This window comes from Moritella yayanosii, assembly GCF_900465055.1.
GTDB classification, from domain to species: Bacteria; Pseudomonadota; Gammaproteobacteria; order Enterobacterales; family Moritellaceae; genus Moritella; species Moritella yayanosii.
Genome location: NZ_LS483250.1, coordinates 3435424 through 3447963, shown reverse-complemented (window position 1 = coordinate 3447963; position 12540 = coordinate 3435424). Strand labels below are relative to the sequence as shown.

10 protein-coding genes are annotated in these 12540 nt (G+C 41.0%); 3 read left to right on the top strand and 7 right to left on the bottom strand.

The genetic code is table 11. The features are described 5' to 3' along the window. Positions 1-181: 181 nt before the first annotated feature. From MORIYA_RS15955 to pilM, 5 genes are all read right to left on the bottom strand, one after another. On the bottom strand, positions 182-2458 hold the full coding sequence (locus tag MORIYA_RS15955) for a type IV pilus secretin PilQ (protein ID WP_112716739.1): 2277 nt from the start codon (positions 2456-2458) through the stop codon (positions 182-184). 65 nt (positions 2459-2523) lie between these two features. Then, entirely contained in the window at positions 2524-3051 is a 528-nt protein-coding gene (locus MORIYA_RS15950; RefSeq protein ID WP_112716737.1) for a pilus assembly protein PilP, read from the bottom strand. Continuing rightward, a complete protein-coding gene (locus MORIYA_RS15945; RefSeq protein WP_112716735.1) occupies positions 3048-3626 on the bottom strand; it encodes a type IV pilus inner membrane component PilO in 579 nt (192 codons plus the stop codon). Before MORIYA_RS15945 ends, MORIYA_RS15950 begins: the two co-directional genes overlap by 4 nt. Position 3627: 1 nt before the next feature. Then, positions 3628-4182, bottom strand: a complete 555-nt coding sequence (locus MORIYA_RS15940; RefSeq protein ID WP_112716733.1) for a PilN domain-containing protein — start codon at positions 4180-4182, stop codon at positions 3628-3630. Next, the gene (gene pilM / locus MORIYA_RS15935; protein ID WP_232011741.1) at positions 4182-5213 is read right to left on the bottom strand and encodes a type IV pilus assembly protein PilM; all 1032 of its coding nucleotides are present in this window, start codon (positions 5211-5213) and stop codon (positions 4182-4184) included. Before pilM ends, MORIYA_RS15940 begins: the two co-directional genes overlap by 1 nt. 202 nt (positions 5214-5415) lie before the next feature. Here pilM and MORIYA_RS15930 point away from each other — a divergent pair, with 202 nt between their 5' ends. Then, entirely contained in the window at positions 5416-7977 is a 2562-nt protein-coding gene (locus MORIYA_RS15930) for a penicillin-binding protein 1A (RefSeq protein ID WP_232011648.1), read from the top strand. Positions 7978-8097: 120 nt separating this feature from the next. Here the strand turns inward: MORIYA_RS15930 and oxyR are convergent, their stop codons facing one another. Then, positions 8098-8994, bottom strand: a complete 897-nt coding sequence (gene oxyR, locus MORIYA_RS15925) for a DNA-binding transcriptional regulator OxyR (RefSeq protein WP_112716728.1) — start codon at positions 8992-8994, stop codon at positions 8098-8100. 302 nt (positions 8995-9296) lie between these two features. On the opposite strand from oxyR, the gene MORIYA_RS15920 reads away from it, so the two are divergent. Both MORIYA_RS15920 and MORIYA_RS15915 read left to right on the top strand, forming a co-directional pair. Next, the gene (locus tag MORIYA_RS15920) at positions 9297-10760 is read left to right on the top strand and encodes an Lcl C-terminal domain-containing protein (RefSeq protein ID WP_112716726.1); all 1464 of its coding nucleotides are present in this window, start codon (positions 9297-9299) and stop codon (positions 10758-10760) included. A 17-nt stretch (positions 10761-10777) separates the two neighbouring features. After that, positions 10778-11353, top strand: a complete 576-nt coding sequence (locus tag MORIYA_RS15915) for an Lcl C-terminal domain-containing protein (RefSeq protein ID WP_112716724.1) — start codon at positions 10778-10780, stop codon at positions 11351-11353. A 69-nt stretch (positions 11354-11422) separates the two neighbouring features. On the opposite strand, the gene dapA is transcribed toward MORIYA_RS15915, so the two are convergent. Continuing rightward, positions 11423-12340, bottom strand: a complete 918-nt coding sequence (dapA, locus tag MORIYA_RS15910) for a 4-hydroxy-tetrahydrodipicolinate synthase (RefSeq protein ID WP_112716722.1) — start codon at positions 12338-12340, stop codon at positions 11423-11425. Positions 12341-12540 lie beyond the last annotated feature (200 nt).

The window sequence follows — 12540 nt, the reverse complement described above, 5'->3', positions numbered from 1 at the left end:
CCCTTTTTCTTAGGGGCACCCGACCTACCTATAAAATGTCCTCTTGATTGTAGTAACCAGTGATGAGACATTTTGGCAACAGCCAAAATCAGCAACACCCGGTAAAAAACCAGGTGATGACATTTCAGGCAGAAAAAGACCGCTATTTATATAGTTTTTACGGCCTTTTGTCAAAGGTAGGTTACATCGTATCCACTACCACTCTTGGAGTGACGAAAATTAGTAGTTCGCGTTTTTGATTAATATTCTTGGTACTACGGAACAATACTCCTAACCAAGGGATATCACCGAGAATCGGAACTTTCGTTACAATTTTCTTAATTTCATGCTTAAATATACCACCTAACACGATAGTTTCGCCATTTTCAACCAATACTTGGGTGCTAATAACTTGGGTATCGATGGAAACAGCTTCACCACCCACTGTTTTCACATCCTCACCCCGAGTATCTTGATTTATTTTCAAATCTAAGATTATTTTATTATCTGGAGTAATATGTGGTGTCACCCATAACCCCAATACCGCTTTTTTAAAGACGATAGTGGTAGCACCACTCGAACTTGATTCAACATACGGGATTTCCGTACCTTGTTCAATATACGCTGATTTTTTGTCAGTAGTGGTGATTCTTGGACTTGCGATCACTTCAGCTTTTTGTTCTGCTTCTAACGCAGAGAGTTCTAAATCAAGTATTTGACCATTGGCTAACCCTGCAATCTGAAACGCTATAGAACCCGCTGGCGATGCGACAGGTAGATTGACATTAAGTCGGTCTCCAATAGTAAGGACACTGCCGCCAGCCAAAGAGTCATTACCTTCAATAGAGCCAGATGATAAGCCAAAGCCGCGACCAATGTCAGTACTGCCGCTTAAACCCCAACGGATCCCCAATTCATCAGAAATATTTTCCACGACAGAAACCATTCTCGCTTCAATAATCACCTGACGTACTGGTACATCAAGCACCTCAATAATACGTTTTACACTGGCAATTACAGTCGCAGTATCTTTAATTAATAGCGTGTTAGTCCGTTCATCAAAAGTCACTGTACCGCGTGATGATAACAGACTGGAATCTTTTTGTGACAAAAGCTTTGTTATATCACCTGCTTTAGCAAAACTAATCTGAATGAATTCCGAATGTAATTCCGCTAAATCTTCCGCTTCTTTCTTACTGACAAGATCGCGACGCTCTAATGCCGCAAGTTCATCTGCAGGCGCAACCATCAGCACATTACCCTCGAGTTGCTTACTCAGACCTTTCACTTTCATTACAATATCAAGAGCTTGCTCCCATGGTACACTATCTAAACGCAGGGTGATATTGCCATTCACAGAATCGGTAGTAACTAAGTTAAATTCATTAAAATCAGCAATTAACTGTAGTACGGTACGCACTGGGATATCTTGGAAGTTAAGTGAAATTACCTGCCCTTGATATTTACTGGTTTTTTCATCCGGATCTTTTTTGGTGATTTCAATAACAAAAATATTATCCGCTTGATCGTAACGATAATTAAAGTCATCACTGATGTCTAATTCAAAAGCCGTTACCCCTTCATCATGGAAAGTTTCAATTGTGGTTACCAGGGTACCAAAATCAGCTACATCTAAAATATAGAGCAATTTTTTCAAAATAGCCGTACTATGAAATTCGGCGATTAACTTGTTGCCTTTACGCTTAATATCCACGGCCATCGAACTGTTTTTCATGGTTAAAATTAATTTACCACTGCCGTCATTACCAGTACGAAAATCAATGCCACGCACTTGGTTTACAAAACCACTAAAATCTTCTTCCTCATCGTCCTCAATCGATATAAGATCTTCAATTTTAGGTGACTGCACGGTCACTTGACGACCATCTTTGGTGGCCAATAATGATGCGCTAACAGTGGCAGCAGGCACACCGACGTTATCAATATTACTATCCATAACAGACGCGGCTGGCAACACTGAACTATTCCCCGCTGTTGCAAAAATAGGTTCAACGGCAAGCACCAATGTATCGTTATTCGTTGTACTGTTAGCGACTTCGGGCACAATAACATCTCTGTTTAACACCCCAAAAGTGGCAATTAAACTGTTGTTATTTTGCACAATTTGATACGGTACTAGCTCATCTAAAGCGATAGTGATTTTAAGGCCTAAATCAACACGTTCGGCCGCTACATTTAACACGTTACCTTGTTCGATTACCACCGGGTTGAGCAGCAAGATAGAACTCGCATCTGGTACTAAGATGACGAGTTGATGCGGCGAATATTGGAGTTTATCTGCATATTCAACCACATTTTCACTGAATTCTAACTCCAACTCTAACAGCCCTTCGGCTAACGAGTTTAAATGAATTTGTTTTAATTGTGGCTCAGCAACACTGAACGCAGAGCATAAAAGTGTAGTACATAAAACCAATACCTTCACGATATTGGTACATCTTACATATGATTTAGTCATTTCATCATCCCTGAAAATGGCTTAACTGTGATTTTGGATACTATTTAACTGTGGTTTTGATGCTATTAACTATTACCTTGACTGCTAAGATGAATTTGAGTTGTGCGAACTTTCCAGCATCCCTTACCCGTTAATATCAACTCAGACAATTCGATATAATGCTTGGTTATGTCGAGTATCTCACCGTGATTAAGTCCCATATAATCACCCGGTGAAACTCGGAATATCTCTCCCGTACTTGCTCTTATTAACCCCCACAGGAGCTTTTCACTGCCGAGGGTGCCATGCATATTTAAATTATCTAACGAATAGGTTTCTAACGGCCCTTTAATCCGGGCAAAATTAGGTTGCGGACAATTCTGTGGAAACGATGTTTCTGCTTTTACCGATTCAGGACGAGGATTCGAAAATGGGTTACGTGCCCCCGTTTCCGAATAATGCAATGCCACAAAACTTTCCATATCTGGCACACTTTCGACAAGGGCTGTTTTACGCCCTTTAACGTCATTAATGTAATCCACCAGATCCTGATTATCCGCAGTACAACCAGTTATCGTCAGCGTTAGAAAAACGAGGCTAGTTATTCGCTTCATTTATCCCCCTTATAACGATAAGTACGGGCAATCATATTCACTTTCAGTAATTCCCCTTGCAGTTTGGTAATAGTGAAATCTTCTAGCGTTACGATCCTTGGTAACGCAGCAATATCACTAGTAAACTGACCAAGTTGATGAAAGGTACCAATTACCTCTAAGTTGACCGGTACTTCATAAGAGAAGTCCCGTTTGACTTCTTTTAACCATTTAAATCGACGCAACTGCAAGCCGTTATGCTGACCAATATAACTCAAGTCGTCGAGTAATCCTGCGGTCTCACTTTTTGATGGCAACTGCTTAAGCATGTGATTAAATAAATTTTCCATCTCAGACATTTGCTCAGTATATAAGCCTAAATTCCCTGCAAGTCTGGCTTTTGCTTCAAACTGTAATTTTAAACTTGCTTCTTTCTTTTCAATATTTTCCAGTGCTTGTAACGACGACGCGATAAACATCCAATAAAATAACGCCGCAATTAATATTGAACAAATAATATTAATGGCAATTTTGGCTGGTTTCGGCCAATTTCCCAGATCTTCGAGATCAAGTTCGTTGAGTTCTTGTAGATTCATCTTAGTTGCCCTCGTCCGTCGCCATCGGGGTTACCGAGAATCGCATTTCAAAACGATTGCCCTCTGCGGCCGACAAGGCAATAATAGAGTCTAAGTTACCATATCTAAGCCAAGTTGATTCCTCAATATTGCGCAGTAGTACCGCCAGGCGGGTATTCGAATCACTGGTACCATTAATTTTGATAATGTCATTTTTAAAGGTTAACTTTGCCAGGTTTACACCCGCTGGTACCAATTGGGGCAGGGTATTCATTAACTGTGTGGGGGTATTGCGACGACGCTGTAAACTTTGAATTAAATCAATACGCTCTTGCAACTTATCTTTACGTCCACGTAACTCTTTGATTTTACCTAATTTAACATCAATAACTTGCATCTCTCGCTGCAACAAGACATTACGTTGTTTTTGATTATCGATAAAACCGCCAATCACCATATTCAGCATAATCATGACTAATAAGGTCGCACCAAGACTAATTCCACTTAACGTGAAAAAACGTTGTTGTCGGTATTTTTTATCCGCGTCGCGCCACGGTAAAAGATTAATATTTGACATTAAAACGCCCTCATTGCTAAACCAAGCGCGACCATATAACGGGGTCCGTTAGCAATTAAACGTTCTTTATCTTCGACCTCTTCCGCATAGTCAAACTGAGCAAAAGGATTGGCAACACGGGTGGGGATACCCAGCTCAATTTCGACTTGCGGTGCCAGTTCCATGATTAATGCAGAACCACCACTCAGTGTGATCATATCTATTTTTTGCAATGTGCCCGAGTTAGTAAACAGCTGCACATTACGACGGATCTGCTGTATGCATGCGGTGATATAAGGCGCCAATACATCAATATCGTAATCCAGTGGCAACTGTTGAGCGAGTTTCATTTTTTCAGCTTCATCACGTTGCAAGGTATAATGCTCGCTAATGATGCGCGTATAGTTTTCGCCACCAAAGTTTTGCACCCGAGAATAAATAGATTCGCCCTTATGCAACATTGAAAAAATGGTCATGTTGGTACCAATATCAATCGCGGCAATCACTTTGCTATCATCTTGCAGATCAGCCAAGCGTAAATACAAATCGTGAGATCGCGCTAATGCATGCGCAGCCACATCCACAATTTGGGGAATAAAGTCATTCTCTTCGAGGCAGCCAGCTAACGAGGTGACACTTTCCGTACGCGTCGCACTCAATAACACATTGTGCTTACTTGGGTTATTGTCATTGATACCTAATATTTCAAAATCGAGACTAATTTCATCAAGCGGGAAAGGAATTAAACTTTCCGCTTCCAACTCAATGTGCATTTCCAACTCAGGGCCGGAAAGGTCAGTATCAACATAAATAATTTTCGTAATAACATTGGTGCCAGATACGGCAGTAGCAGCTTGTTTATAACGGAAAGGAAAATCTTGACGCACCTGTTGCAACACATTCGTTAATGCTTCTATATCTTGCAATTGGTGATCAACGACACATCCTTTTGGCGTTGCAACCTCTGATACCATATCTACCACATAATGATCTAATCGCTTAGACAGCGCGAGGGCTTTTACGGACGATGATCCAAAATCAACTCCGATCATTGCCACTGTCTGATTCCTTTTAAACAGCTTTAGCATAATGATCTTCAACTCTATGTAATAACAATGATTGTATTTTGTTAACTTTTTGTTACCGCCAAAGCATACAGACTTAAATCTCTGAGGTCTATCATAAAGAACTCGTACTATTTCACAAAACAAAGATATAATGATCGATTATTAAGAAATTATTGTGGGCACTATTGTGAAATGGATTAAACGATTATCCGTATTTTTATTAGTTAGCGGACTGCTCGGTGTAGGGAGTATCATTGCACTATATTTCTATATCAAGCCAGAATTACCTGATGTAACGTCATTAAAAACGATACAATTGCAAACACCAATGAAAGTCTTTAGCCAAGATGGCAAACTGATCTCTCAATTTGGTGAAAAACGCCGTATCCCCATTGCTATTGATGATGTGCCACCATTAATGATCAACGCATTTTTAGCCACCGAAGATAATCGTTTTTATACCCATCCAGGCATAGACCCAATCGGTATTGTCCGTGCCGCCACTGTCATGATCATGACAGGTGAGCGCAAGCAAGGCGCGAGTACAATTACCCAACAGGTTGCTCGAAACTTCTTTTTAACCCGAGAAAAAACCTTTATTCGTAAAATTAAAGAGATATTTTTAGCCTGGCATATCGAACAAAATCTTTCCAAAGATGAGATTTTGACGTTATACCTGAATAAGATCCCACTCGGTTATCGTTCATTTGGTATTGGCGCTGCAGCGCAAGTATACTACGGCAAGACGTTAGACCAATTAACACTGGCGCAAATGGCAATCATTGCCGGTTTACCAAAAGCACCGTCAGCATTAAACCCCATTCGCTCACCTAAACGCGCGAAAGCCCGTCGTCATATCGTATTATTACGGATGTTAGACGAAAACTATATCAGCCAAGCACAGTTTGAAGACGCCAATAATGCGCCAATTACAGCAAAATATCACGGTGCTAAAATCGATTTATCCGCACCTTATTTGGCCGAAATGGTGCGTATTGAGGTTATCAATCGCTACGGTGAAGATAAAGCTTATGGACAAGGTTTAAATGTCTACACCACAGTACACAGTGATCGTCAAACTGCAGCAACCACAGCACTCATTAATAATTTACTTAACTATGATCTACGCCACGGCTATCGTGGTCCATTAGGCCAAGCTTGGACTAATGATGAGGTGCTGAGTAACAAGGAACTGTTATTATTACTAAAAGATAAACCAAGCTATAAACCATTACAGCCGGCCGTCATTACAGCCGTAACAGAGCAAACTGCCGACGCATTACTGGCTAATGGCGAACAGGTCACTGTTAGTTGGGATGGGTTAAAATGGGCGCGTCCATTTATTTCAGATAAGAAGCAAGGCCCAGCACCACAAACTGCCGCCGAAATTGTGAATGCCGGGGATATTGTCATGCTACGTCCAATACCAGCAGCAACGAAACCAGCGCAGTGGATGTTAGGCCAGATACCAGACGCCAGTTCTGCTTTTATCGCTATCAATACCAATGACGGTGCGATTGAAGCATTAGTCGGTGGATTTAATTATCAGCACAGTCAATTTAACCGTGTCACCCAAGCCGAACGTCAAATTGGTTCAAACATCAAACCGTTTGTCTATTCAGCAGGTTTAGCGCAAGGGGCAACACTCGCAACGCTAATCAATGATGCGCCAATTAACCAGTGGGATGAACGTGCTGGTACGGCGTGGCGACCAAAAAATTCACCGCCAACATACAATGGTCCAACGCGTTTACGCTTAGGCTTGGCACAGTCGAAAAATGTTATGTCGGTACGTTTATTCCGTCAAGTCGGTTTAAATAACGTCATTAACTACATGACACGATTTGGTTTTGATAAAGCCAAGTTACCACGTGATGAGTCACTCGCTCTGGGCTCTGCGTCGATGACGCCGTTAGAAGTTGCAGTTGCCTTTGCAACGTTTGCCAATGGTGGTTTTAAAGTAGAATCTTACTTTATTGACCGCATTGAAGATGCCAAGGGTGAACTAATTTACCAAGCAACGCCAAAACAAGCCTGTTTAGCATGTGAAAAACAAATCGCACTCGGCACGGATACCCTTGAACATTGGTTATCAATCGAAGGTGATGCACTAGCACAATGTGCTATTGCACCTTATAGTTCGCAACAATTAGCACCCCGTATTATCACTGAACAAAATGCATTTTTAATGCGTGACGTGATGGCTAGCGTTATTTGGGGTGGCGGCGATTGGCGTCATAACACCGGTTGGAACGGTACCGGCTGGCGTGCAGCTGCAGCGCTGAAACGACACGATATCGGTGGTAAAACAGGGACCACAAACGAGGCAAAAGATGCTTGGTTCTCGGGCTTTAACCCAGATCTATCGGCCACTAGTTGGATAGGCTTTGATGACCATCGCCGTCAATTAGGGCGTGTCACCCATAATATCAATCTAGGTAAACACCAGATTAGTGGTGGTGAAGCGGGCGCTAAAACAGCGCAACCTGCTTGGATTGAGTTCATGAAACAAGCGCTAGAAGGGATACCACAGCGTCCAAATGTACTGCCGGAAAATATTGTTCAAGTACGTATCGATCGTGAATCGGGGTTATTAACCCACAAATCCGATTATACCTCACGTTTTGAATACTTTATTACAGGCACGGAACCAACCGTGTATGTGAATAATCAAGATGCGGATTCGTCATTCGATCAACTCGATGAGTACAGTGAAGAAGCGGATGAATCACTCGATGATTTATTTTAAGCGTTGTTATTAACATAACGTTAATGAAAAATGGCGCTGCTTTATGTTAAAAGTAGCGCCTTTTTTATATCTACAATTTTGCCAGGCTATTTATTCAAACTAATTATTTCAATAACTTAACTAAACTATCGTTGCAGTAACTTGTTTGCTGATCATTTGTGCGATGTCGTTAAAACACGGGCGTCTTACTGAACCTTTACGATACAATAAAACAATTTTACGGGTCGGTTCTGGATCAACAAATTTAATATATTCAACACCTTCTGTGAACCGACTACGCGGGATAGCCAGATGTGGTAATAACGTTATCCCCGCTTCGGCAGCAATCATATGACGAAGTGTTTCTAAACTCGTCGCTTTAAAGCTCTGGTCTTCTTCAGCACCCGCCGTAAAACAGTAATCCATCGCTTGATCACGTAGGCAATGACCATCTTCTAACATCAATACCTTCTCGCCACGTAATTCCGACAAAGCAACCCGATCTCGACCTTTAAAACGGTGTGAGCTAGGAATAATCAGCTCTAATGGTTCTTTATATAACTCAATATTACCGTATTTCCCCATACTCGGTAAATACGCTAATAACAGACAATCCAACTCACCTTCGTCCAACTGCTTTAATAGTTCATGGGTTTGGTTTTCATATAAGAACATATCTAAATCAGGAAATTGTTTCTTCATCGATGGCACAATCAGAGGCAGTAGATATGGCGCAACGGTTGGGATTAGCCCAATATGAATGGCCCCTGCCGTCGGGCTTGCATAACTCTTAGCGATTTCTTTAATCGCTTTCGACTCTAATAATACAGTACGCGCTTGATCAGCAATTTGATCGCCGGCAGGGGTGAATAATACCTTTCTTGAGGTACGTTCAATCAAGATAACATCCAGTTCATCTTCTAATTTACGGATCTGGCCACTGAGTGTCGGTTGACTAACAAAGCATTTTTCCGCAGCTTTTCTGAAATGTTTCAATTCTTGTAACGCGACTAAATATTCTAAATCTCTTAAGTTCATATCGACCCAGCTTAAACGGTAAAAGCAATTAAATACTCATTATTGATTTGTTTATTCTATCAATAAACTAACAATAACCACACTGTTAATAATGAGAAATCATGATTAATTACCCATAAATAGAATAATTCTAATCATTTATGACAATTTGTACTTCTCAGCCGTTTAAATTATAGGTACTATCGTGATACCGCCTTAAAATTAACATGCTAATAACAATGTTTGTCGGTATGTTTTTATCCAACAATAAAGCACAATTATTCAGTAACGGATTACTGTTGTAGCAATCATAAGGATTTTGTATGCACTTAAAAAAGTTAAGTTTCTTAGCTGTTTTGCTGCTGTCTCTCGGTTTAACGGGCTGCGGTAGTGATAATTTAGACACGGTAAGTAGTGATAATAGTGATGGCTCAGGGGATACTTCCGATAATATGAGTGATAATTCTGATGATACAATTTACACGGCATCAGGTAACTTCACACCAAAAATTATTCAACGCGGTCAAACATTTACTTTCAATTATTACTTAGATAAAACGCCTGATGCTGCCGTTATTTACGATATCGACATTGTCGGCACTGCCATCCAAGGTACAAGCGAAGACTACACCATCAGCAATGCATCCACGCTAACGTTTGCTAAAGGTTCAACCACCACCAATCTCACTATCACCACCTATCAAAAAGAGGATGTCTATGATGCGCGCACGCTGTCATTAACGTTTACCGGTAATACCGGTGAACCAGCTACAATTAATCTGCTCATCTCGGGTAATGTTTACCTTAATGACACTGGTATTACACATTACTCTGACGGCAGCTCTTTCGATATACAGACTCAAACGAATGATAAATATAAACAACAAGATGCAGCTTATGGTCTTGATATCATCATCAATTCTGCAGCCACAGAGCCGGATACTGGCGATAGTAAAGATGATACAAAACAACTTTATAAAAACGCATTTGACGTAAATCCAAGTGATTCAGAATATAAAGGCAAAGCAGGCTTCCGCTTTGTAAAAATGCACGATAATGGTATGGCATTATCGGCAAGTAGCACAAATCATTCATGCGTTAAAGACGAGGTTACTGGCTTAATCTGGCAGGTTAAATCGACTTATAATACGCTGTCTAATGTCGAATTGGATCCAACTCTTCCAGCTAATTATCAAATGGCAGATGCCCGTCGTTATCAAGCTTCCAATTTTTCCTATCCTTGGAAAGCTTCAGCCTTGTCTGGGGTAGGGCCCGGTTGGCAAAATGGTAGAGTGAATAATGGTGCTTTTATACCCGAAGATAACCTCCTCGCAAACCGCAATTGTGGTTACAATAGTGGCTTTACAGGCAGGGATTTTGATCTATATTGTTCCTCTGGCAGCTATGCCAATGAAACAAACTTCTTAAAAATTTGCGGCCAAAGCAACTGGGTTGTACCTACCGTTGAGCAGTTAAGAAGTATCATTAACTATGAAAAAGTGACTGATTATGCTGATCTGGTAGCGAATAAACACGGCCTTGATGAAACCTTTTTTGACTGCCCCCCAGGTGACTGTGTTATTGCAAATAACAGCCTACAGGATCCGCTCTACTGGACCAGTTCATCGGTAAAAGGCGCCGAAGGACTGGCCTGGTGTATCAACCTGGAAAATGGCGCAGTCCAAACCTGCAATAAAAGAGAATACCACAAAGTTTTAGTGGTCAGCAGTAATGTTCCCGCTGAATTTTTTAATCCAAATTCTGATAACTCAACCGTAACCGATTAGCAGGAGTAGCAATCCAGATGCAAAAATCAATACTATTACTTATTAGTTCAACGCTGCTTTCTACAAATGTTTTTGCAGCATCTGATCCCGTTAACTTAAACTGTGACCCTCTATTAGATCAAGAGTATTCAACGTTCGAATTTATTGATAATCTCAATGGCACAGTAACCGATTTACGAACCAGTCTGATTTGGGCTAAATGTACCCTTGGCCAAACTTATATTTTAAGTACAAATTCTTGTTCGAGTTCTGGTGCTGAAAACTATCTCGACTGGGGAAATGCGTTATCCGCGGCGGCATCTTATCAGGTGAATAAGATTTCAGGCTGGCGACTACCCAATATTAAAGAGTTAGGTTCTTTGGTTGATCGCAGTTGCGCTGCACCAACAATTAACTTAACGCTGTTCCCGAATACTGTATCAAGTATTTATTACTCCAGTACCCCATTCAAAGCCAGCAGTATTGATGCAAACTATAGCCATCTCGTATCACGTGTCATTGATTTTTCTGATGGTACAGAGCTGCCGTTAACAACCCCAGAAAGTTCGAACACCAGCTACGTAATACGCGCAGTAAAAGGTGGCTATCGCTAATCGATAAACAAATCGGTTAAGATCAACAACGGCGAGCTAAGCTCGCCGTTTTCATTACTTATAAAACCCTTACATCAACTCTAATTCAACCATAGCAGCGCGAATTGCGTCTTTTGTACCTTGGGTCAATTCAATAACAGGTAAACGACACTCAGGTTCACACAAGCCTAACAACGACACAGCGTACTTCACACCTGCGGGGCTAGTTTCTTTAAACATTAATTGATGCAGCGGGATCAAGCGGTCTTGTAATTCTCTCGCTTCATTATATTTACCCGCAAACGTTAATTCTTGCACTTGTGCATACAGTTTTGGCGCTACGTTAGCAGACACCGAGATCAAACCGTTACCACCAGATACATTATAAGCAACCGAGGTGCAATCATCTCCGGAAAGGAAAGAAAAATCACCTTTAATTAATTGACGCTCTAACCAAGGACGCGACAGATCACCTGTTGCATCTTTAATACCGACAACATTTTTCAATTCTGCCATACGCGCTAACGTTTCAGGCTGGATATCGACAATCGCACGACCAGGGATATTGTAAACTATAATAGGCAGGTCATTATTATCGTTAATCGCCTTAAAATGTTGGAATAGACCTTCCTGACAAGGACGGTTATAATAACCAGCCACATGTAACGTCGCGATAGCACCGGCAGCTTGTGCATGATTAGATAACATGATCGCATCGGTTGGATTATTTGAACCCGCGCCTGCAATAACCGGTAACCGGCCTGCAGCTTGGCTGACAACAATATCAAGAATTTGGCAATGCTCTTCTAATGATAATGTTGGACATTCACCCGTGGTACCCACAGCCACAATACCATGCGTACCCTGTTCTACATGCCAGTCAACGAGATTACGTAATGCTGGTTCATCAATTTTATTATTTTTAAACGGGGTAACCAACGCAACAATTGAGCCTTTAAGTAATGCTTTCATTGCTGCTTTATCGGTGACCGGTGAGTTAACACTCATAGAAGCTCCATTTCGATTATAAAAAAACCTCGAATACATAAATTGCGGTCGAGGTTTCTATAGGGATTTATTTGTTCTCGAATCACATGCTACGCTGGCTTTAATTGGCCTTGTTCATCTTGTTTTCGTTTTAAAGTAAGCATGTGACGTTCTCATTTAGATGAAAAAACATTTAAGCGTTTATTATTTATCGGTTACTT

What these genes read in the sequence shown, in the direction of transcription:
- MORIYA_RS15955 (WP_112716739.1), bottom strand. Translation starts at nt 2,458, where the DNA reads ATGACTAAATCATATGTAAGATGTACCAATATCGTGAAGGTATTGGTT.
- MORIYA_RS15950 (WP_112716737.1), bottom strand. Translation starts at nt 3,051, where the DNA reads ATGAAGCGAATAACTAGCCTCGTTTTTCTAACGCTGACGATAACTGGT.
- MORIYA_RS15945 (WP_112716735.1), bottom strand. Translation starts at nt 3,626, where the DNA reads ATGAATCTACAAGAACTCAACGAACTTGATCTCGAAGATCTGGGAAAT.
- MORIYA_RS15940 (WP_112716733.1), bottom strand. Translation starts at nt 4,182, where the DNA reads ATGTCAAATATTAATCTTTTACCGTGGCGCGACGCGGATAAAAAATAC.
- pilM (WP_232011741.1), bottom strand. Translation starts at nt 5,213, where the DNA reads ATGATCGGAGTTGATTTTGGATCATCGTCCGTAAAAGCCCTCGCGCTG.
- oxyR (WP_112716728.1), bottom strand. Translation starts at nt 8,994, where the DNA reads ATGAACTTAAGAGATTTAGAATATTTAGTCGCGTTACAAGAATTGAAA.
- MORIYA_RS15920 (WP_112716726.1), top strand. Translation starts at nt 9,297, where the DNA reads ATGCACTTAAAAAAGTTAAGTTTCTTAGCTGTTTTGCTGCTGTCTCTC.
- MORIYA_RS15915 (WP_112716724.1), top strand. Translation starts at nt 10,778, where the DNA reads ATGCAAAAATCAATACTATTACTTATTAGTTCAACGCTGCTTTCTACA.
- dapA (WP_112716722.1), bottom strand. Translation starts at nt 12,340, where the DNA reads ATGAGTGTTAACTCACCGGTCACCGATAAAGCAGCAATGAAAGCATTA.